General features: G+C 65.8%; 20 protein-coding genes. 7 read left to right on the plus strand and 13 right to left on the minus strand.

The features are described from left to right. Positions 1 to 299: 299 nt before the first annotated feature. Positions 300 to 3776: an ATP-binding protein gene (locus HBF32_RS19595; protein ID WP_166698482.1), complete on the minus strand. Its 3477-nt coding sequence runs from the start codon at positions 3774 to 3776 to the stop codon at positions 300 to 302. Between the two features lie 10 nt (positions 3777 to 3786). Further along, entirely contained in the window at positions 3787 to 4569 is a 783-nt protein-coding gene (locus tag HBF32_RS04715; RefSeq protein ID WP_166698484.1) for a response regulator transcription factor, read from the minus strand. A gap of 213 nt (positions 4570 to 4782) precedes the next feature. Between HBF32_RS04715 and HBF32_RS04720 the strand changes: the two genes are divergently transcribed. After that, complete coding sequence (locus HBF32_RS04720; protein WP_166698485.1) at positions 4783 to 5706, plus strand: LysR substrate-binding domain-containing protein; 924 nt, start codon at positions 4783 to 4785, stop codon at positions 5704 to 5706. A gap of 31 nt (positions 5707 to 5737) precedes the next feature. Here HBF32_RS04720 and HBF32_RS04725 read toward each other — a convergent pair whose 3' ends face one another. Continuing rightward, entirely contained in the window at positions 5738 to 6607 is an 870-nt protein-coding gene (locus HBF32_RS04725) for an NmrA family NAD(P)-binding protein (RefSeq protein WP_166698487.1), read from the minus strand. Positions 6608 to 6716: 109 nt separating this feature from the next. Here HBF32_RS04725 and HBF32_RS04730 point away from each other — a divergent pair, with 109 nt between their 5' ends. Both HBF32_RS04730 and HBF32_RS04735 read left to right on the plus strand, forming a co-directional pair. Further along, positions 6717 to 7625, plus strand: a complete 909-nt coding sequence (locus tag HBF32_RS04730; protein WP_166698489.1) for a LysR family transcriptional regulator — start codon at positions 6717 to 6719, stop codon at positions 7623 to 7625. A gap of 229 nt (positions 7626 to 7854) precedes the next feature. Continuing rightward, entirely contained in the window at positions 7855 to 8682 is an 828-nt protein-coding gene (locus HBF32_RS04735; RefSeq protein ID WP_166698490.1) for an amidohydrolase family protein, read from the plus strand. 22 nt (positions 8683 to 8704) lie between these two features. On the opposite strand, the gene HBF32_RS04740 is transcribed toward HBF32_RS04735, so the two are convergent. Beyond that, positions 8705 to 9343: a glutathione S-transferase family protein gene (locus HBF32_RS04740; protein WP_166698492.1), complete on the minus strand. Its 639-nt coding sequence runs from the start codon at positions 9341 to 9343 to the stop codon at positions 8705 to 8707. A 62-nt stretch (positions 9344 to 9405) separates the two neighbouring features. Continuing rightward, on the minus strand, positions 9406 to 9789 hold the full coding sequence (locus HBF32_RS04745) for a YciI family protein (protein WP_166698494.1): 384 nt from the start codon (positions 9787 to 9789) through the stop codon (positions 9406 to 9408). Positions 9790 to 9979: 190 nt separating this feature from the next. On the opposite strand from HBF32_RS04745, the gene HBF32_RS04750 reads away from it, so the two are divergent. Genes HBF32_RS04750 through HBF32_RS04760 form a run of 3 tightly spaced genes read left to right on the plus strand, consistent with a single transcriptional unit; the run spans position 9980 to position 11399 of the window. Then, on the plus strand, positions 9980 to 10318 hold the full coding sequence (locus tag HBF32_RS04750) for an ArsR/SmtB family transcription factor (RefSeq protein ID WP_166698496.1): 339 nt from the start codon (positions 9980 to 9982) through the stop codon (positions 10316 to 10318). Continuing rightward, positions 10315 to 10752: an SRPBCC domain-containing protein gene (locus HBF32_RS04755; protein ID WP_205287701.1), complete on the plus strand. Its 438-nt coding sequence runs from the start codon at positions 10315 to 10317 to the stop codon at positions 10750 to 10752. The genes HBF32_RS04750 and HBF32_RS04755 overlap by 4 nt, the downstream gene beginning before the upstream one ends. Beyond that, on the plus strand, positions 10752 to 11399 hold the full coding sequence (locus tag HBF32_RS04760; RefSeq protein WP_166698500.1) for a glutathione S-transferase family protein: 648 nt from the start codon (positions 10752 to 10754) through the stop codon (positions 11397 to 11399). The genes HBF32_RS04755 and HBF32_RS04760 overlap by 1 nt, the downstream gene beginning before the upstream one ends. A gap of 27 nt (positions 11400 to 11426) precedes the next feature. Here the strand turns inward: HBF32_RS04760 and HBF32_RS04765 are convergent, their stop codons facing one another. The 6 genes from HBF32_RS04765 to folD form a co-directional block, all read right to left on the minus strand. Beyond that, complete coding sequence (locus HBF32_RS04765; RefSeq protein ID WP_166698502.1) at positions 11427 to 12017, minus strand: 2'-5' RNA ligase family protein; 591 nt, start codon at positions 12015 to 12017, stop codon at positions 11427 to 11429. A 51-nt stretch (positions 12018 to 12068) separates the two neighbouring features. Then, positions 12069 to 12590 (minus strand): GNAT family N-acetyltransferase, encoded by a 522-nt coding sequence (locus HBF32_RS04770; RefSeq protein ID WP_166698504.1) that lies wholly within the window; start codon positions 12588 to 12590, stop codon positions 12069 to 12071. Between the two features lie 5 nt (positions 12591 to 12595). Continuing rightward, positions 12596 to 12868, minus strand: a complete 273-nt coding sequence (locus HBF32_RS04775; RefSeq protein WP_166698506.1) for a type II toxin-antitoxin system TacA family antitoxin — start codon at positions 12866 to 12868, stop codon at positions 12596 to 12598. A 302-nt stretch (positions 12869 to 13170) separates the two neighbouring features. Further along, positions 13171 to 14727, minus strand: coding sequence for a glutamine-hydrolyzing GMP synthase (gene guaA, locus HBF32_RS04780; protein ID WP_166698507.1), 1557 nt, complete (start codon positions 14725 to 14727; stop codon positions 13171 to 13173). A gap of 89 nt (positions 14728 to 14816) precedes the next feature. Next, complete coding sequence (gene guaB, locus HBF32_RS04785) at positions 14817 to 16271, minus strand: IMP dehydrogenase (protein ID WP_166698509.1); 1455 nt, start codon at positions 16269 to 16271, stop codon at positions 14817 to 14819. Positions 16272 to 16344: 73 nt separating this feature from the next. Further along, positions 16345 to 17199 (minus strand): bifunctional methylenetetrahydrofolate dehydrogenase/methenyltetrahydrofolate cyclohydrolase FolD, encoded by an 855-nt coding sequence (folD, locus tag HBF32_RS04790; RefSeq protein ID WP_166698511.1) that lies wholly within the window; start codon positions 17197 to 17199, stop codon positions 16345 to 16347. A gap of 54 nt (positions 17200 to 17253) precedes the next feature. Between folD and HBF32_RS04795 the strand changes: the two genes are divergently transcribed. Then, entirely contained in the window at positions 17254 to 17832 is a 579-nt protein-coding gene (locus HBF32_RS04795) for a GNAT family N-acetyltransferase (RefSeq protein ID WP_166698513.1), read from the plus strand. Positions 17833 to 17859: 27 nt separating this feature from the next. Here the strand turns inward: HBF32_RS04795 and moeB are convergent, their stop codons facing one another. Both moeB and der read right to left on the minus strand, forming a co-directional pair. After that, positions 17860 to 19029: a molybdopterin-synthase adenylyltransferase MoeB gene (moeB, locus tag HBF32_RS04800; RefSeq protein ID WP_166698515.1), complete on the minus strand. Its 1170-nt coding sequence runs from the start codon at positions 19027 to 19029 to the stop codon at positions 17860 to 17862. A 112-nt stretch (positions 19030 to 19141) separates the two neighbouring features. Beyond that, entirely contained in the window at positions 19142 to 20539 is a 1398-nt protein-coding gene (gene der / locus HBF32_RS04805; RefSeq protein ID WP_166698517.1) for a ribosome biogenesis GTPase Der, read from the minus strand. Positions 20540 to 20543 lie beyond the last annotated feature (4 nt).

Consider the following 20543-nt stretch of genomic DNA (forward strand, 5'->3'; position numbering starts at 1 on the left):
CCTGCCCGAATGCCGCGAGGCTTCGGGGTGGGGATGTCGGTGTTCAAGCTGTGAAACGGGTCACAGCAGCAGCGACGATGCTATGTCTCAGGGATGGAACAAGAAAGGCATCGCCGTGTGACCTTGCGTCATGCCCGGCATGACGGACTTCCGCTTCTGCAAAAACTTTTCGGCGTGCGTCAAAAGACCGACGCGCACTCGGCCGCGCCCGGATGGCGGAACATGCCGGCTCGACAACCTGCCGACCTTTGCCGGAGCGGAAGTCGGAATGCCGGTGAAAACGTGAATGCGCCGCCTTCCTACAGTGTCTTGTCGACCACGGTCGTGGTGAGGCGAGTCACATACGCCATCAGCTCGGCGGCCGTCGCGGGCTTCAGCAGCACGCCGTCGAAGCGCAGGGTATCGTCCAGCGGGCGTCGCGGCGACATCGCGGCATACAGAAGCACCGGCAACGACGGATCGATCAGGCGCGCGGCGTGCAACAGGCGCCAGCCGTCGCCGCCGGGCAGGCGGTGTTCGGTAATGACGAGAGCCGGGATCTCCCGGCGTATCGCCTCCAGGGCCGGGGCGGCGTCGGCAACGGCGATGCTCTGGAAGCCATAGCCGTCAAGCAGGTCGCACAACATCGCGCGCCGCGTGGCGTGCGGCTCGACGACGAGGACCAGCCTGCCCTCGCCATCCAGGTCGCCGATGTCGCCGCCCGCTTCCAGCTCGGCCTCCAGCTCGTCCTCGTTGGCCACGTCGAGGTCCAGCGCGAAGGTGAAGCGGCTGCCGTGCGAGGGTTCCGATTCCACGTCGAGGCGGGTACCCATGTGCTGGAGGAGCTGCATGACAATGGCGAGGCCCAGGCCGTTGCCCTCGTGCTGCGTGGCGTTGTCGCCACGCGCGAAGGGTTGTTGCAACGATTCCAGCGCCCCGGCATCGATACCGATGCCGGTATCCTCCACCGAGAAGACCAGCCTGATATGGCCGGCGCGATCCGGCACCGCGTCCGCGCGGAAAACCACCAGGCCATCGTGGGTGAACTTGGCCGCGTTGCCGAGCAGGTTGAGCAATACCTGGCGCAGGCGCCGGAAGTCCGCGACCACTACGGCGGGGAGCCGGTCGTCGAAGCGGCATTCGAAACGGTTGCCGTGCCGTTCCACCAGCAGGACGGCCTGCTCTCCCACCTCGTGCAGGAAACCGTGCAGGTAGCCCGGTACCGGTTCGAGCTGCAGCTCGGTGAGTTCACCGCGCGAGAATTCCAGCAGGTCGTCGATCAGTTCCATCTGCTGGCGTACGTGTCGCTCGATGATCTGCGGGTAGTCGCGTCGCGTGCTGCCAACGCGCCACTGCCGGACCGCGCTCATGATCGCACCCAGCGGAGCCCGCAGGTCGTGGCCGACATGCGCCAGCAGCATGCGGCGGGACTGCAACGACTGGCGCAGTTCCGCCGTGCGTTTCTGCACGAGTCCTTCCAGCCGTTGCGCATGGGCGACGAGCAGGCGAATCCGCCAGCGCCACGCGAGCGCGACAAGGAGGATGACGAGGATCGCGGCTCCCACGAAAGCCCAGGGCGTGAGCCACCATGGCGGCGACACCGTCAGCTCGAGAACAGTGGGATCCGACTCGGAGCGCCGGTTCACGTCCACCGCTTTCACCTCGAAGCGGTAACGCCCGGGAGGGAGCGACGCATAACGGACTTCGCGTTGCGCGGTATCGACCCAGCCGTCGTCGACGCCGGAGAGACGATAGCGGAAACGCACCGGGTGGCCCGCGCTGTTGCCCGATACCCCAAAACGCAATACCAGCGCTGCCGCGTCGCGGAACGGCAGCGTGGCGCCGGCCGCGACGTCGCGTTTCCCGTAACGCGTCGCGAGCAGCAGCGGATGGATTTCCCGTGGCGCGAGCAATTGCCCCGGATCGAGCACGTGCGTGAGGCCGATCGGCGCACCGATCCACACGGTGCCATCGGTATCCGCGAAGAACGCGCCGTGATTGGTCTCGTCCCAGAGCAGACCGTCGCGCATGGACAGACGGACCCAGCCGCTGGGGTCGAGCACGTCCACGCCATTGCCGCCGCCAGCCCACAACCGGCCGCTACGGTCGGCGCGCAGGAAATAGAAGCGCGTGTCGGCCAGCAACGGATCGGCCACCGGGGTCATCCTCACGTCGGCGGCGTCGCCGACCTGCCCGGTCAGCAGTCCCGGTTGCAGGGAACTGAGCCAGAGGCGGCCATCGGGCGTGACCGCCACGTTCTCGTAGCCGCCCGGCGATTCCTCCGGCAGCACGTGCACGCGCGACCAGCCGCCAGCGTTGTGCCGGTAGAGACCGGAACTGCAGGCGACCCAGAGACGCCCCTGGCCGTCCTCGGCGACGTCCGAGCACATGGTGGAGGGGATCAGCGCGGGCGCGGCAGGCGCGGCTTTTTTCGCGACGGGGTCGACCTCGTAGAGGCCGCCGAGCGTATAGGCCCAGAAGTGCCCCGCGCTGTCGAGATAGGCGCCGCGCACCAGATAAGGCAGCGTGGCGATATCGGTGCCCTGCTTCGTCGCCGGGTCGTAGCGTACGACGCGGCCGTCGAAGAGGAAGTACCAGATCGCCCCCTTCCCGTCGGCGATCACCGCGTGCGCCTGGTTGGGTGGCGGAATGTCCAGAGGCGCGCGGTGCGCGCGGCCTTTGTCCGTTTCGATGGCTTCGCCACCGGACTCGCCGGCTACCCAGATCGTATGCGCATCGCCGCGGGCGATCGACCACACCAGGCTGCCGCTCAGGCCCTGCGCGGCCGTCCAGTTCTCGACGGCATCGGCATTGCTCCAATAAAAGACGCCGCGACCGTACGTACCCATCCAGATCATGCCTTCCCGGTCGGCCACCATGGACGAGATGCCGACGTCGGGCACGCCATTGCCCGTATCGAACAGCTCCCAGCGCGCGCCATCCCAGCGCGCGACACCCACGTCGGTGCGGGTAAGGATGCGCCCGGCCCGATCCTCGACGATGTCGATGCTGGAGGCCGCCACTTCGGTATGGCCGCCAGGAATCCCGTGTTCTTCGAACGACAGGCCGCCGGCCGGCAAGCGGACGACGTGGCGTATGCCACGCACCCAGAGACTGCCGTCCTGCGCGGCGAGTATGCCCAGCCACTTGTCCGCGGGTACGCCTTGGGCCGTGCCGAAACGGGTCAGGACGCCATTGCGCAACCGGCACACTTCACTGCCGCAGCCGAACCAGGTGGTACCGCTACGGTGCAGCACCGCGCTCACGTCCACCTGCCCCGCCGCGTTCGCCATCAGGGGCGACGAGGACCAGGCACCCGCGGCGTCCACGCTCAGGTGCAGCAGCCGGTGGCCGCTCACGACCAGCATGCCGCCATGGTCGTCGGCGGCCACGGTCTGTCCGCGATCCGCGAACATCGTGCTGCCGCCGGGCTTCACCCAGGCGAAGTTGCCGTCGTCGCCGCGCCGTTGCAGGCCGGCGCGCGAGGCCACCCACAGATGGCCCTCCGCATCCTCGCCGAGGCCGATCACTTCCGAGGTCTGGAATCCGCGATCCTTGCCGACCGCGTTGAATCCGAGGCCGTCGAAGCGGTACAGGCCCTTCTCGGTACCGACCCAGAGGAAACCGTCGCGATCCACGAGCATCCGCACGACGGAAAGACTGGTGAGGCCGCTGTCCTGCGCATAGACCGTCAGCGGAAGCTGCACCGAAGAGGCATGTGCGGGAACCTGCCACGCCATGAGGCATGCCAGCAGCAGCGCGGCCGCGAGCCCTCGCCAACCGGCCCTTGCAGCCACCTGGGATCGGCTACCGTGCACGGCTGGCCGATGCTTCGACGGCGCCCTGCCGCGCTGCCTTGCGGTATTCGCTGGGCGTCACGCCAAGGCGTTCGCGAAACGCGGTGGTGAAATTGCAGGCGCTGCGAAAACCGATGTTCTCCGCGATCTCCTGCATGCCCAGCGATGTGTCGGCCAACAGTTCGCGACTCTTGCGCAGGCGCTCCTCGCGGATCCATGCGAACACCGTCATGCCCAGTTGTTGGCGGAAGATCGCGGACAGGCGCTTGTCGTACGTTCCCACGCCGGCGGCGATCTCCTCGAGCGTGAAGGGCGCGGACAGCTGGCGGCCGATCAACCGCATCGCCGCGCGCAGCATCGCCTCGTCACGGTTCGGCGCAACGTCCGCGGCCGCGTCGGGAGCATCGCCACGCCGGGACAGGCGCAGGTGGATCTGGACCCTCGCAATAATTTCCGCGGGATCGCAGGATTTCAGGATGTAATCGACGGCGCCGTGGTTCAGGCCTTCCAGGCGCTCTTCCGCGCTGGACGCGGAGGTGAGGAAGAGAATGGGCGTGGCGCGTGCCCGTGGCAGCTCCTGCAGAAGACGGCACAGCGCGAACCCGTCCATGCCCGGCATGCGCACGTCCAGCAGGATCAGGTCCGGTACCAGCGCTTGCGCGCGGTGATAACCCTGTTCCGCGGTGGTCGCGAGAGTAATGCGCCAGGGTTGCGCCCTGAGGGCCAGCAGCAGTTCGCGGATGTTCTCCGGCGCATCGTCGATGACCAGGATGTGGGAATCCTGAATGGACATGATGAAGGTCCCCCTGCGGACTGCCCGTACCTTTGGCCGGTACGTTTTCACTGGAGTATACGGCGTTCGAAAGGGAAATTTCCGCTCCAGCAAAGGAATTTCGCGCGCGCCCAAAGGTGGCGGCCGTCACATTTCCCTAGACTGGCGGCGGCACGCAAGGGTGCCATCGCATAGTGAGGTTGGACGTCGCGGCACAGCCCGGCGCGCAGGACAATGGAACGAATCAATAATCTCGACGACCTGTTCCTGCTGGTCCAGGTCATTGAAGCGGGCGGGTTCTCCGCCGCTGCCGCACGACTGGGTACGACGCGCTCATTGCTCAGCCGCCGCATCATCGCGCTCGAGGAACGCCTCGGTGCCCGACTTCTGCATCGCAATGCCCGCCAGTTCGCCGTGACCGCGACGGGCGAGCGTGTGTATCGCCACGCCGCCGCCATGTGCGAATCCGCACTCGCCGCCGAACAGGCCGCCGCGGCGCAAAGCGTGGCCAACAGCCTGGTGCGGATCGAGGCCCATGGCCTGTTGTCGCCGCTCGTGGCGGAACTGGTCCCCGGCTTCGCCGCCATCCATCCGCGCATCCGTGTCCAGGTCGGCAACGGCGACAGCGACTTCGAGGCGTTGCTGCGCCAGCAGGCCGACGTGATCTTCAGCCTGCGCGAAACCATGCCGGACAGCGACGACATCGTGGCGCGCTCGCTTGGCAGCGTGCGCATGGTGACCGTAGGCAGCCCCGACCTCGTTCGTCGTATCGGCACACCCGAGAACCCATCCCATCTCGACGAAGCGCATTGCCTGAGCTACGCCGGCGAAACGTCCGGCTACTGGCGATTCCGCGGCATGGCACCGCGGCGCCGCAACGGCCGCATGGCCTCGGGCGACCCCGGCGCCTTGCTTTCCGCGGCGCGCGCGGGCGTGGGCTTCGCACAGTTTCCCCTTTACATGGTGGCCGACGACCTCGGCAACGGCCGCCTGCGCAGGGTGCTGGAACCCTTCGAGCCCTCGCCCCTGCCCTTGCACGCGCTCACCCTGTCCGGCCGGATCGCGAGCGACGTGACGCTGAACTTCGTACGTTTCGTGCAGAAGAGCCTGGCGGCGATGAGCGAGCGTTGGGAGCAGCTGGCGCCGGGCACCGCCTGACGCCGTCGAGGTCGGCAGCCGTTCCGCGGAGTCACTGCCCCATGCTGCGCACGAGGTCACGAACGACCGTCTCCAGCGGAATCCGGCCTTTGACGACACTGTCCGGGTTCCCCTCGAAGTCGATCCAGCCCTCGTTGAAGCCGTCGAGCATCCGCATGCGCGGCTCCGGATGTGTCATTCCCTGCGAGCGGAACAATGTTTCCCAGGTCTCGCGCCGCACGACCTCCGCCCGGATCGGCCGCTCCATGACATGCGCGAAAGTGGCCGCGATATCGTTCGGCGTAACGCGTACCGGGCCCTCCAGCTCGACAACCCGTGCGCCTGCCCAGGTCTGCTGGAGCAGCTCGGCCGCCACGCGACCCACATCCGCGGTGGCGACCATCGGCACGGCCCGGTCGAGCGGTTGCAGGAAGCTCGGGACGATGCCGTGCTCGCGCGCGGACGTGACATCCCACGCCGCGTTCTCCATGAACCAGCCAGGACGCAGGAACGTGACCGGAACAGGCACGCTCCGCAGCGCCTCTTCCATCCGCGTCAGCTGCGTCAGGAGGTTCTGTTGCCTCGCCTGCGCCCCGACGGTCGACAGGCACACCACTTTCTCAGGGCGCGCCGCCAGCAACGCCGTGCGTACCGCATCGATAACGGCGCCGGATTCGGAGAAGCCGGGCGTCGGATCGAATACGGGCGGCAGCAGGATAAAGACGCCTTCCATTCCCGCGAAGGCCGCCGTCAAGGCAGCGGCATCGCACATGTCGGCAGCGGCGATCCCGCAACCGCGTTCCGCCCAGACGCGCGCCCGAACCGGGTCCCGCGCCACGGCGCGGACCCGGTGCCCCGTTGCCAACAACGTGCGCGCTGCGGCGCCGCCTACTTTTCCCGTGATACCGGTGATGGCGAACATGCCCGCGACTCCTCTCTTCTTTGGATGGGAGGAGACATGGTGGGCAAGAACGAAGGAAAACAAAATGCTATAAATGTCACTACTTCAATGACACGAAGTTACTAATCCCATGCCTCCCACCCGCGAAAACCTTTCCAGCGGCATCAGCGTCTTCGCCGCCGTCGTCGACGCGGGAAGCTTCACTGCGGCGGCGGAGGCCATCGGCATCTCGCCGCCCGGGGTCAGCCGGTCGATCGCCCGCCTCGAACGGCGCTTGAACATCCGGCTGTTCAACCGGACCACACGCTCCGTGTCCCTCACCGAAGAAGGCCGCCGGTTCTACGACGAGGTGATGCCGCACGTGTGGGGCATGGAGGAAGCCGCGACGGCGGCGGCCGGCGGCACGGCCGCCGTGCGCGGGACACTGCGTATCAACCTCGACCCGGTGACCTCGGGTTTCCTGCTGGGTGCCCCGCTCGCGCGATTCATGGACGACCACCCCGATCTGTCGCTTGCATTCATCGCACGCGATCACCTGGGCGACCTGGTGACGGAGGGCTTCGACATGGCCCTGCGTTTCGGCGAGCCGAGGTCGTCCAGCCTCGTTGCGCGGAAATTGCTGGATACGTCCGTCGTGACGGTCGCCGCGCCGTCCTACCTCGCCCGCCATGGCCGCCCGGAAGATCCCCGGGAACTGGGCACCGGGAAACATCGCTGCCTCGAATTCCGCGATCCGGAAACCGGCCGGCCCTTCGCATGGGAGTTCCACCGCAAGCGCAGGAAGCTCGCGGTCGAGACCCATGGAAAGCTCACGGTGAACGACCCCGGCGCATTGGTTCATGCCTGTGTGGCGGGCGTGGGCATCGCCCAGATGCTTTCGCTGGCGGCCGCCCCCCTGATTCGCGAACGCCGCCTGGTCAACCTCTTCCCCGATTGGCCGGACGAGCGGTTCCCGCTGTATGCGTACCTGCCGACACGGCAACACATGCCGGCGAAATCGAGAGCATTCCTCGACTTCGTCGTTGCGCTCAGTTCATAACAAAGTCGCCGAAATACGGAGAAACCCGAGCAGCAGCCTGACGATGGCGACGCCGCAACAGAGACCCATGCCGCTCTTTCGCGAGCCGGATTTCCGGCACATTATGAGGGCTTCCTGCATATGCCAAAATCGATCATCATGTGAAAACGGCGGCTAAAGGGGGAAAGCAATGGGCTCTGCTTGCTTCGTTCGATATGGGATTCTCGCTCTGCTGGCGTCCGCGATACCGATGGTGGCGAATGCAACCTCGCCGCAGGCCTATACCGGGCCCATCATCGATACGCATGCCCATGTCCGCTACGGCGAAAACGATGCGCTGAAACCGGACCAACCCTCCGGCCCCGACCCCATCAAGAAATTCGATGACGAAGCCGGGGTGACGCGCAGCGCGCTCATCGTCATCGCCGGCGCCGGCGACATGGCGAAGACCCGCGCCCAGAACGATGCCGTGATCGCTTCGGCCAGGCAGAGCAAGGGGCGCTTCTTCCCCATCGCATCGGTACACCCCGCGGATGGGCAACTCGCACTCGACGAGCTGGATCGCCTGGCGGGGCTGGGGGTAAAAATCATCAAGCTCCATCCGAACACGCAGAACTTCGATGTTTCGGATCCGGCCGTCGCCACCGTCGTGGCGCATTGCGGGCAGAAGGGTCTTGCCGTTCTTTTCGATTCCTACAAGCCCACGGACCCCGCCGAACTGGGCAAATTCCTGATGCTGTCGCTGCAGCATCCGAAGACAAAGTTCATTCTGGCGCACATGGGCTTCACCCATTTCCGCGAAACGCTGGCCTTCACGGAAGTGCGCAAAATGGGCTTTGGCGGAAACGTGTACTTCGATCTTTCCGCCATCGCCGTGGCGCTGCACGGTTCGCCCGACGAAGCCCAACTCGTCTGGACCATTCGACAGATCGGCGTGGACCATTTCCTCTTCGGGTCCGATTGGCCGGTAGACACGCCGCTGGACGCCAAGCGCGCCGTGCTCGCCATGGGCTTCACCCCCGCCGAACAGAAGCTCATTTTTCACGACAACGCGGTGGGCCTGATAGGCGGCCCATAAGGCCGCCCTTCCCCAGGATGGCTCAAGCCGCGTTGACGGCCAGTTGCGCCGCGAACGCACGCTGGTAGGCGGGCCTCGCTTCGCCTCGCGCAACGTACGCGGCGAGGTTCGGAAACTCGTCCAGTATCCCCGACGGCCGCGTCCTGAGCAGCACCGACACCATCAGCAGGTCGCCCGCGCTGAATGCGCCGTCGAGCCACTCCGAATCGCCAAGCCGATCGGAGAGCTGACCCAGCCGCTGGCGGATGCGGTCACGGACCAGCGGCAGGCGCTCCTTCGTCCACGGCTTGTCGCCCTCGCCGAACATGGCGGTCTGCAGTTCCAGGATCGGTGGCTCGATCGTGCTCAACGCGGCGAACATCCAGGTGATTGCCCGTGCACGGGCATCGCCTTCGCGCGGCAGCAGACCGGCATGGTTTTCGGCGAGATGAAAGACAATGGCACCCGTCTCGAACAGGCAAAGGCCGCCTTCCTCATAGGTGGGAATCTGACCGAAGGGATGGACGCAGAGGTGCGCCGGCTCCTTCATCGCCTTGAACGATACGAAACGGACGTCGTAAGGCCGACCGGTTTCCTCCAGCGCCCAGCGAACGCGGGTATCGCGCGCCAGGCCCTTGCCGCCATCGGGCGAACGTTCAAATGCGGTAATGGTGATGGTCATCGTGATACTCCTCCAGGCGTTTCGTGACGGGGGAAGGATGTCCTTGGGGGCGGTCCGGCCGGTCATGGCCCGATATCCGCCATCAGATCTTCCAGTTCGTACAGCGGACGGATCTCGATCACGCTCGGGCCCACCTGCGGATTGGGACAACGCTTCACCCACTCGACCGCTTCGTCCATGTCCTTGACTTCCCAGAGCCAATAGCCGGCGACCAGTTCGCGGGCCTCGGTGAATGGACCGTCACTGACCGTTCGCTTGTCACCGTTGAACGCCACGCGTTTGCCCGCCGAGGATGGCCTCAGACCATCGGCTGCGAGCATGACGCCCGCCTTCACCAACTCGTCGTTGAACCGCCCCATGTCTTCCAGCATCTGCCTGCTCTCCGGCGTCGGGACGAAGCCCTTCTCGCTATCTTCGGTGGCTTTCACGAACACCATGACGCGCATGTCTTTCTCCTCGATGGGCCAGGCCGCATCAGCCTGTTACTGGGACGACGAACGAGCAACCCGGAAATCGACATCCGCTTCCGGAAAAAAATCGTCATGTCACTTTGGTCGCGCCGCATGAGCGCATCCGCAGCATTGTCATCGTCCGGGAAGGTTGACGCTTCCGGCCCCATGAGGAATACTTCGCCAAATGGTGAAGTATCATTCCGCGCCCCTCGACCGCACATTCGCCGCCCTGGCCGACCCCACCCGGCGGGCCATCCTGCTTCGGCTCGAATCGGAGCCCGGCGTGTCGGTGAGCGAACTTGCCCGGCCGCTGTCGCTGAAGCTGCCCGGCATCATGAAGCATCTGGATGTCCTGGCGGATGCCGGATTGATCACGCGCACCAAGGCGGGCCGCACCGTGTCGGTCCGTCTCTCCGTCGAGACGATGCGCGAGGCCATGGAATGGCTCAAACGCTACGAGCGCTTCTGGAGCGCCAGTCTCGATCGACTCGCCGCCTTCGTGGAAAAGGACCAACTGCCGTGACCGAGACGCTTCCAAGTCTGACCCTCGTACGCCGGATCAAGGCGCAGCCCGCCACCATCTACGCCGCGCTGACGAAGCCCGAACTCATGATCCAGTGGTGGAGTCCCGACGCGGGTCCGACACTCCGTGCCGAGGCGGATGTGCGACCCGGCGGACGCTTCAATATCGTGTTCCGCCTGCTGGACGGCAGCGAGCACAACCCTACCGGCGTGTACCGGGAGATCGTTCCCGACGAAAAGCTCGTCTTCACCTGGGAATGGGCCGGCAGCCCGGAACGGGAGTCGCTGGTGACGATCCTGCTCAAGCCCCTGGATGGCGGCACAGAAGTCACGCTGATCCACGAACAGCTTCCGGACGAAGCCGCGCGTGAAAGCCACGAGGCCGGCTGGAAGGGCTTCCTCGACAAACTATCCATGTTCATGGGAGATCGCTGATGGCCGACCTTACCCTCATCACCTTCGACTGGGTTCCCGAGATGCCGCGCGGCTTCGTGCGCGATCTGCGCGTTCGCTGGGCACTGGAAGAAGCCGGCCTGCCCTATCGGGTCGAAAGCGTGCCTTTCGACAAGAGGGGCGCGGATCACCTTTCGCACCAGCCTTTCGGCCAGATTCCCTGGCTGACCGATGGCGACATCTCGATTTTCGAAAGCGGCGCCATCCTGCTCCACCTCGCGGAGTTGAGCGACAAGCTCATGCCGACCGATCCGCGCGGCCGCAACGAAGTCCGCGAATGGACGCTCGCCGCACTCAACTCGGTGGAGATGGCGAGCCTGCCATGGGGATTGTTCCATTTCTGGGGCGACACGTTCGACTCGCCCGGAGGGAAACAACTGGATTCCTTCGTGAAGCTTCGTCTCGATCGCATGGAGAAGGTCCTGGCCGAACGCACATGGCTGGCCGGCAATTTCTCCGTGGCCGACATCCTCATGGCGGACGTGTTCCGCCTGGTCGAACGTTTCGATGGGCTGAACGACTATCCCACCTGTCGCGGCTACATGCAGCGCGCCATCGATCGCCCGTCCTTTAAGAAGGCCCACGCGGACCAGATGGCGCACTTTGCCAGGGCAGACCCGCATCACTGACCCTGGCAACCCGGAAAGTCCGTGCAACTAGCCGGCTAACCGCCACGTCCGCAGGACTTCGTGGCGTGAAAAACCCACGTGACTCTTGATGAGGACGAACTCCTCGGCACGAAAGCCGATGGGTTCGATGGGGGTTTTGGCCAGACGGCGCTGTGCGTCGTAGCACAGGGTCATGTGCGGCTCGTAGGCGCGTGGCGGCTTGAACCCACGATCGGCCAGCGCACAACCCAGTTCGGTACGCAGTTTGCGAACCGGTTCCGTGCCCTCCCCGCCTACCAGTACCAGCGGGCCGGTGAAGCTCATGGCGGCTTCGAAACGAATGTGGAAGAACGGCAAGGAAATCGTGTCCGCCGCATAGCAGGCCGCGGACACCACGGTGTCGTCGACATCGTGCCCGACCAGATCGAGGGTGATGTGCAGACGCTCCGGATCGTGACGCTTTCCCGGGATGCCATGGGAAGCGAGCAGGTCCCCCGCCAACGCATGGATACGGTGGGCGTCGTCCATGGAAGGACGCAGCGCAAAAAACCACGTGTGCCGTGGTTGTGCGGCCAGCCTGGCCGGGCGTGGGGCGCTTACCGGTGCCGGAGCGGCGCCGAACAGATCGTGCTGACTCACCTTCCTTCCCTAGCGACAGAAATCAATCCGTCGATTCTACACGGCGGGATACTATTGCCTCGGGAAAGGCTGAGGACCTTGAGGAGGCTTGGAAATGGGCAAATACAGCGTCATCGAATCACTAGCCGTACGCTGGAAACCAAAGCCTTCGTAAAAGGCCACCACTTGTGCATCCTTGGCGTCCACCACGAGCACACGCACCCCCATGGCCTTCCGTACGGAGAGGGCCAGGTTGACAGCATGCCCCAGCAGCAATTGGCCGTACCCCTTGCCCTTCTCCGATTGCGACACAGCCAACCGCCCTACCCGCATCGCAGGCACGGGGTATGCCGGCAAGCGCTTGCGATCCTCGTCACGTAGCTCATGCAGGTAGAGCTGGGCCGCTGACAGTGCGCAGTAGCCCAAAATGCGCGTTGGCTGCTCGTCGTCGATCAAGACATGGGTGGTAGCGATGCCGTCGCGCTGATGCTGCCCGGCGCGCTGACGCAGGTAGTCGTCTAGCGCCGTTACACCACAGGTGAAGCTGGCGCGGTCATGAAGGCGGCCATCAAGAACCGCGAAAGTCAGCGCCATGCGTATCAGCGCTGAGTGAGGCGAGCGGCGGCATCCATCGCCTTCTTCAGGCGATCATTGGGGCGGAAAGGCTCGTCCAGCGCTGCAAGGAAGCGGCGCGACTCCTGCTCAGACAACGTGACAACCGTATCGGCCGCGATAGTGGTGTCTGCTTCGCGCAGCACGGCTTCACGGACGAAGGCCGACACCGCCATACCGCGTAAAGCGGCGGCTTTAGCAATGCGATCCTTGTCGCGGGGTTCAATGCGAAGATCGAGGCGGGCGGCAACGGCAGTCATGGCAGGCTCCTTTGTACGGAACTATACCGTACAAACCGGCAAATTGCACGCCTAAAACTTACTATCCACAATGCCAGCCTTACCGCTTTATCCCGAGCCTCCTCCTTGGCCGGCGACTTCCCCTCCGCTCCGCGAGCAGCTTCTTGGCCTCGCCCAACTGCTCAGGTGCTAAATGCCATGAAAAAAACCGTGCTTGGGGCGCTTTTCAGTGCCAGATGATGCCGAAAAGAAAAAGCTTTGATAATCAATGTCTTTCTTGTTGTTTTATGCCAGCCAGTGCCAGCCTATTCCAGACGCGGGGATCACTCCCACTCGATCGTCGCCGGCGGCTTCCCCGAAATATCATAAACAACACGAGAAATACCACGCAACTCATTGATAATACGAGTCGAACACTTATCAAGGAAGTCATACGGCAAGTGCGCCCAATGCGCCGTCATGAAGTCGATCGTCTCCACGGCGCGCAGTGCGATCACCCACTCGTAGGCGCGCCCGTCGCCAACCACGCCCACCGAGCGCACCGGCAGGAACACGGCGAACGCCTGGCTCACCCGGTCGTACAGACCATGGTTGCGAAGCTCCTCGATGAAGATCGCATCCGCACGCTGGAGCAGATCCACGTACTCGGATTTCACCTCGCCCAGCACACGCACGCCCAGACCCGGGCCGGGGAACGGATGGCGATAAACCATCTCGCGCGGCAGGCCGAGTTCGACGCCGATGCGGCGCACCTCGTCCTTGAACAGTTCGCGCAACGGCTCGACCAGCTTGAGCTTCATGTGCTCCGGCAGGCCGCCGACGTTGTGGTGGCTCTTGATGACGTGAGCCTTGCCGGTCTTGCTGCCGGCCGACTCGATGACGTCCGGATAAATCGTGCCCTGGGCCAGCCACTTCACGCCTTCGAGCTTGGCGGATTCCTCGTCGAACACGTCGACGAACAGGCGGCCGATGACCTTGCGCTTGGCTTCCGGGTCTTCCACGCCGGCCAGCGCGTCGAAGAAGCGCTTCTTCGCGTCCACGCGGATGACATGCACGCCCATGTGCTCGGCCATGGTCGACATGACCTGGTCGCCTTCCTGGTAGCGCAGCAGGCCGGTGTCGACGAAGACGCAGGTGAGCTGGTCGCCGATCGCCTTTTCGAGCAGCGCGGCCACCACGGAGGAATCGACGCCGCCGCTGAGGCCCAGCAGCACGCGGTCGCTGCCGACCTGTGCGCGTACACGCGCCACGGCGTCGTCGATGATGTGCGCGGCGTCCCACAGCGTGGCGGAACCGCAGAGGTCGACGACGAAACGGCGCAGCAGCTCCATGCCGCGCTTGGTGTGGGTCACTTCCGGGTGGAACTGCAGGCCGTAGAAGCGACGCTTCTCGTCCGCCATGCCGGCCAGCGGCAGGCTCGGGGTGGACGCGGTGACGGCGAAACCGTCGGGGATGGCGGTGACGCGGTCGCCGTGCGACATCCACACGCCCAGCGATTCGCCGTCCGCCACCACCGTCTCGAACAGCGAGCAGTTGCCGAAGGTGATCGTGGCCGGACCGAATTCGCGATGATGGCCTGCCTCGACCTTGCCGCCGAGCTGCTCGGCCATGGTCTGCATGCCGTAGCAGATGCCGAGCACCGGCACGCCCAGGTCGAACACCACCTGGGGGGCGCGCGGGGACTCGTCCTCGGTGACCGATTCGGGGCCGCCCGAGAGGATGACGCCGCGCGGCGCGAAGCCGCGGATGTCGTCGGGCGCATGGTCCCACGCCCAGACTTCGCAGTAGACACCGATTTCGCGGATGCGGCGGGCGATCAGCTGCGTGTACTGCGAACCGAAGTCGAGGATGAGGATCTTGTCGCTATGGATGTCGGTCATCGTGGCAGCCTGCCGTTTGAAATGCTGAAAAGCAGAACGCCCGTTTGGGGCGGGCGTCCTGGGTCACCTGGAGCGAGCGCCCGGAGGCGTCAGTCCAGGCGGTAGTTCGGTGCTTCCTTCGTGATCTGGATGTCGTGCGGATGCGCTTCGCGCACGCCCGCGCCGGTCACCTTCACGAACTGGGCCTTGGCATGGATCTCCTCCACCGTGGCGGCGCCCATGTAGCCCATCGAGGCACGCAGGCCGCCGATCAGCTGGTGGATGATGTTGCGCAGCGGACCGCGGTACGGCACGCGACCTTCGATGCCTTCCGGCACCAGCTTGTCGGCGTCCGCCTCGTCCTGGAAGTAGCGGTCCTTGGAGCCCAGCTGCATGGCTCCGATGGAGCCCATGCCGCGGTAGCTCTTGTACGAGCGGCCCTGGAACAGCTCGACCTCGCCCGGCGCTTCTTCGGTACCGGCGAACATGGAACCGAGCATCACCGAGGACGCGCCGGCGGCCAGCGCCTTGGGGATGTCGCCGGAGTAGCGGATGCCGCCGTCGGCGATGAGCGGGATCTCGCCCTTCAGCGCGGTGGCGACGAGGTCGATCGAGGTGATCTGCGGCACGCCGATACCGGTGACGATACGCGTGGTGCAGATGGAGCCCGGACCGACGCCGACCTTCACCGCATCGACGCCGGCGTCGAGCAGCGCGCGCGCCGCCTCGCCCGTGACGATGTTGCCGGCGATGACCTGCACCTGCGGGTAGCGTTTCTTCACCCAGCCCGCGCGCTCGATCACGGCCTGCGAATGGCCGTGAGCCGTGTCGACCACGATGACGTCCACCCCGGCGTCGACCAGCGCTTCGACACGCTGCTCGGTGTCGCCGGCCACGCCCACCGCGGCGCCGACCACGAGGCGCTCGTGCGAGTCCTTGGCGGCGTTCGGATTGTCGCGGGCCTTCTGGATGTCCTTCACCGTGATGAGTCCACGGAGCTGGAAGCCGTCGTTGACGACGAGAACCTTCTCGATGCGGTTCTTGTGCAGCAATTGCAGCACTTCGTCGTGCGAGGCCCCCTCGCCCACCGTGACCAGGCGGTCTTCGCGGGTCATGATGTTGCGAACGGGGTCGTCGTGCTTGCGCTCGAAACGCAGATCGCGGCTGGTGACGATGCCGACGAGCTTCTCGCCGTCGACCACCGGCACGCCGGAGATGTTGTGCGCGCGGGTCAGCTGGAGCACTTCGCCGATCGACGTGTCGGGACGCACGGTAATGGGGTTGCGGATGACGCCGGCTTCGAACTTCTTGACCAGGCGCACTTCGGCGGCCTGCTGTTCGAACGTCATGTTCTTGTGGATGATGCCGATGCCGCCGTTCTGCGCCATCGTGATCGCGAGGCGGGCCTCGGTGACGGTGTCCATGGCGGCGGACACGATGGGGATGTTCAGGCGGAGACCGCGCGTGAAGCGCGTCGAGGTGTCCACGTCGCGCGGCATAACCGTGGAGTGGCCGGGAACCAGAAACACGTCGTCGTAAGTGAGTGCCTCGGCAAGGATGCGCATAGCATTAGTCCCGCGAGTAAATCGCGGCATTATAGCGTGCCGTCGTAGGAGCCGCCATAGCGGCGGCCAGGTCTCAGCCGTCGATGGCTTCGGCGGCTTCCAGCGTGTTTTCCATCAGCGTTGCGACGGTCATCGGGCCGACGCCGCCCGGGACGGGTGTGATCCACGCCGCGCGTTCGGCCGCCGGCGCGAATTCCACGTCGCCGACCAGGCGGCCGTCTTCGAGGCGGTTGATGCCGACGTCCACGACCACGGCGCCCGGCTTGACCCATTCGCCCTTGACCAGCCCGGGTTTGCCCGCCGCCACGACGAGGATGTCGGCCTGGCGGACGAAGCCCGCGAGGTCCTGCGTGAACTTATGGCAGCAAGTAACTGTAGAGCCTGCGATTAACAGCTCCAGAGCCAGAGGGCGGCCGACATGGTTGGAAACACCGACGATCACCGCGTGGCGGCCGCGCACGGGACGATCCGTATGGCCCAGCAGCGTCATCACACCCTTCGGCGTGCAAGGCCGCAGGCCGAAACGACGCAGCGCGAGACGGCCCACGTTCACCGCCTGGAAGCCGTCGACGTCCTTGCCCGGATCGATGCGGTCGACCAGCGCGTCCTCGTCGATATGCCCGGGAAGCGGCGACTGGACGAGGATGCCGTGCACCGAGGGATCCGCGTTGAGCTTGTCGATGAGGGCGAAGAGTTCGTCCTGCGTGGTCGATGCCGGCAGGTCGTAGCCGAACGATTCGAAATGCACGTGCTGGCAGGCGCGCCGCTTGTTCTTCACGTAGACCGCCGACGCCGGATCGTCGCCCACGAGCACCACGGCCAGTCCCGGCGCGCGCTTGCCGTCGGCGATGCGTTTCTTCACGCGGCCGGCGATGTGGTCGAGAAGCTCCTGGGCGATGCGCTTGCCGTCGAGGATGCGTGCGGTCATGGAATGTCGCCGTGCGGAAAGCGGCGCATTATCGCCGATCGTTAGAATGGATGCATGACCATCGATACCCTTCCCTATCCGACCGGCCTCACCGACGGCGTCGTTTCGCTGCGCGCGCATCGCCGGGGGGATGCCGACGCGCTGGCCGAGGCGGTGCGCGAATCCGTGGATACCGTCGGGCGCTGGCAGGACTGGTGCCACGCCGGGTACGCGATCGCCGATGCCGAAGCCTGGATGGAGGACGCCCGGAAATCCTGGCTGCTGGCGGACGGCTTTGAAATGCTGATCGTGGATGCGGTGACGGGCCGGCTGCTTGGCGGCATGGGCGTGAACCAGCGGAACAAGGAGCATCGCTTCGCCAACCTGGGTTACTGGGTGCGCCAGTCCGAGCAGGGGCGAGGGGTCGCCACCCGCGCGGGACGACTGGCGATCGGGTTCGCCTTCGCCGCCGTCAAGGTGTCGCGGCTGGAGATCGTCGTCGCGGAACACAACCTGCCTAGCCGGCGGACGGCTGAACGGCTTGGAGGTGTTTTCGAAGGAATGCTTCGCAAGCGATTGATTGTCAGAGATAAGTCTCTGGACTGCGCCATGTATTCGGTGGTCACCGGCGACCTTGGGATCATCGCTTCGTAAGGACTCGCGAACCCGCCGACGGGCGCATCACCCCGCCGCGGCGCACATCCGTTCGAGATCGACGTAACCATCGAACCGGGCGCCCTCCCCGCAGCCTGGGCAATGCGGATCGCGGCGCAAGGCCAGTTCGCGAAAGCGCATGCCCAGCGCGTCGTAGGTCAGCAGGCGCCCCACCAGCGGCTGGCCGATGCCAAGCAGCAGCTTCGTCGTTTCGGTGGCCTGTACCAGGCCGATCAGCCCCGGCAGCACACCCAGTACGCCCGCCTCGCTGCAATTCGGCGCATCGGCCGCCGAAGGCGGCTCGGGGAACAGGCAGCGGTAGCATGGCGAATCCTCGCGGCGCGGGTCGAAGACGCTCGCCTGGCCGGTGAACCGCTCGATGGCCGCATAGACCATGGGCATGCCAAGCCGGCGCGTCGCCGCCGCCAGCAGGTAGCGCGTGGCGAAATTGTCCGCGCCGTCGATCACCACATCGTGCCCGCGGATCAAGGCCTCGACGTTATCGGCGCGGAGGCGATCGGCGACGATGTCGACACGGACGCGCGGATTCAGGGCCGCCAGCGTCATGCGGGCCGATTCCGCCTTGCCCAGTCCCACCCGGGCATCGGCGTGGATCACCTGCCGATGCAGGTTGGACCGTTCGACGCGATCGTCATCGACCAGGGTGATGTGACCCACGCCGGCGGCGGCCAGGTAAAGCAATGCGGGAGCGCCCAGGCCGCCGGCACCGATCACGACCACCCGCGCGGCACCGAGCTTCGCCTGCCCCGCCTCGCCAACCTGCGGCAACAGGACCTGGCGCGCGTAACGCTCCGCCGCGTCCGCATCGAGCGCGCCGGCCGTTACCGGCAACCCGGCGGCCTTCCACGCGCCCATGCCCCCGGCGACCGACGACACCCGCCGGTACGCCATCCGCAGCAAGGCCTCGGCGGCGAGCAGCGAGCGCTGGCCGCTGCCGCACAGCACGAGGATCTCGCGCTGACGATCGGGCTCGGATTGTTCGATGCGCAGTTCGAGAAAGCCGCGCGAGAGTCCCAGGGCGCCCGCCGGCATGCCGGTGGCGCGCTCGTTGTCCTCGCGCACGTCGATCAGCAAGGCGCCGCCCAACTGCCGGGCCAGTGCCTCGGTGGCCGCCACCTCGTTCACTTTCGAGCGGATGTCGGCAAGCCAAAGGTCGCGGTGGAGGTCCTCGGTCATGTCCGGCTCCTGCGGGTGCTCTGCACACCTTACCGCAAAGGCTGTGGGAAGCGTGCGCGGAACGGCCCTGCCGCGGGCCATCCTGCGCGCGTCGGCACGCTTCCCTGCTCGCTTACTTTTCGCGGCGCTTCGCGTTCCGGATCATGCGCTGGCGACGGCGCTGCTGCCCTTCCGTCAGCACGTTCTTGCGGCCGGCGAAGGGATTCTCGCCGTCGCGGAAATCGATGCGGACCGGCGTGCCTTCCAGGCGGAAACGCTTCCGGAAGAAACCTTCGAGGTAGCGACGATACGCCGGGGCGATGTGCTTCGTACGGCTGCCGTGGATGACGATGGTGGGCGGATTCGAGCCACCCGGATGCGCATAGCGCAGCTTCGGCGCATGGCCTCGCACCAGAGGCGGCTGGTAGGCCTCGTAAGCTTTCTCGAGCGTGCGCGTGAGTTCGCTCGAGGTGAGCTCCTTCGTCGCCGCGGCGTGGGCGCGGATCACCGCCTTCATGAGTTCGCGCAGGCCCGAGCCGTGCAGCGCCGAGATGAAGACCGTCTTCGCCCACTCCGCGAACTGCAACCGGCGCTCGAGCGCCTTCTGCGTCTGCTCGCGCTGGTAGCTGTCCATGCCGTCCCACTTGTTGACGGCGATGACCAGGGCGCGACCTTCCTCGATGGCGTGGCCGATGAGGGTGAGGTCCTGGTCGGCCAGGTTCTCCCGTGCATCGATCATCACGATGGTGACCTGCGAGGCGGCGATGGATTGCAGCGTCTTGATGACGCTGAATTTCTCCACCGCCTCTTCCACGCGCGAGCGGCGCCGCACACCGGCGGTGTCGACCAGCGTGTAACGGCGGCCGTCACGCTCCAGCGGGACGCGGATCGGATCGCGGGTGGTGCCCGCCAGGTCCGACACGATGAGGCGATCTTCGCCCAGGAGCCGGTTGATGAGCGTGGACTTGCCGGCGTTCGGGCGGCCGACGATGGCCACGCGGATGCCCTGGTCCTCGAGGGCGGGATCGTCGTCCCGATCGTCCGGCAGGTACGGCAGCGCCTTCGCCACGAGCGTGTCGACGCCGCGGCTGTGCGCCGCCGATGCCGGCAGGGTCTCGGCGATGCCGAACGAGGCGAACTCGCCCAGCGCCACCGCCTCGTCGACGCCGTCGGTCTTGTTGACCACGACGATGATGGGCTTGCCGCTGCGGCGAAGCTCGGTGAGGATCGAGGCGTCGAGCGGCAGGATGCCCTCGCGCGCGTCGACTACGAAGACGAGCAGGTTCGCTTCCGCGATGGCGGCGCGGACCTGCTGGGCGGTGAGACCTTCGATACCTTCGTCGCTGCCGGACAGGCCGCCCGTGTCCACGACCACGAAGGGCCGGGGAGCGAGACGACAGACACCGTAGTGCCTGTCGCGGGTGACGCCGGGCATGTCGGCGACAAGGGCGTCCCTGCTGCGCGTCAACGCGTTGAAGAGGGTCGACTTACCGACGTTGGGGCGGCCGACCAGGGCGACGACGGGCAACATGGGG

Source organism: Luteibacter yeojuensis (genome assembly GCF_011742875.1).
GTDB lineage: Bacteria > Pseudomonadota > Gammaproteobacteria > Xanthomonadales > Rhodanobacteraceae > Luteibacter > Luteibacter yeojuensis.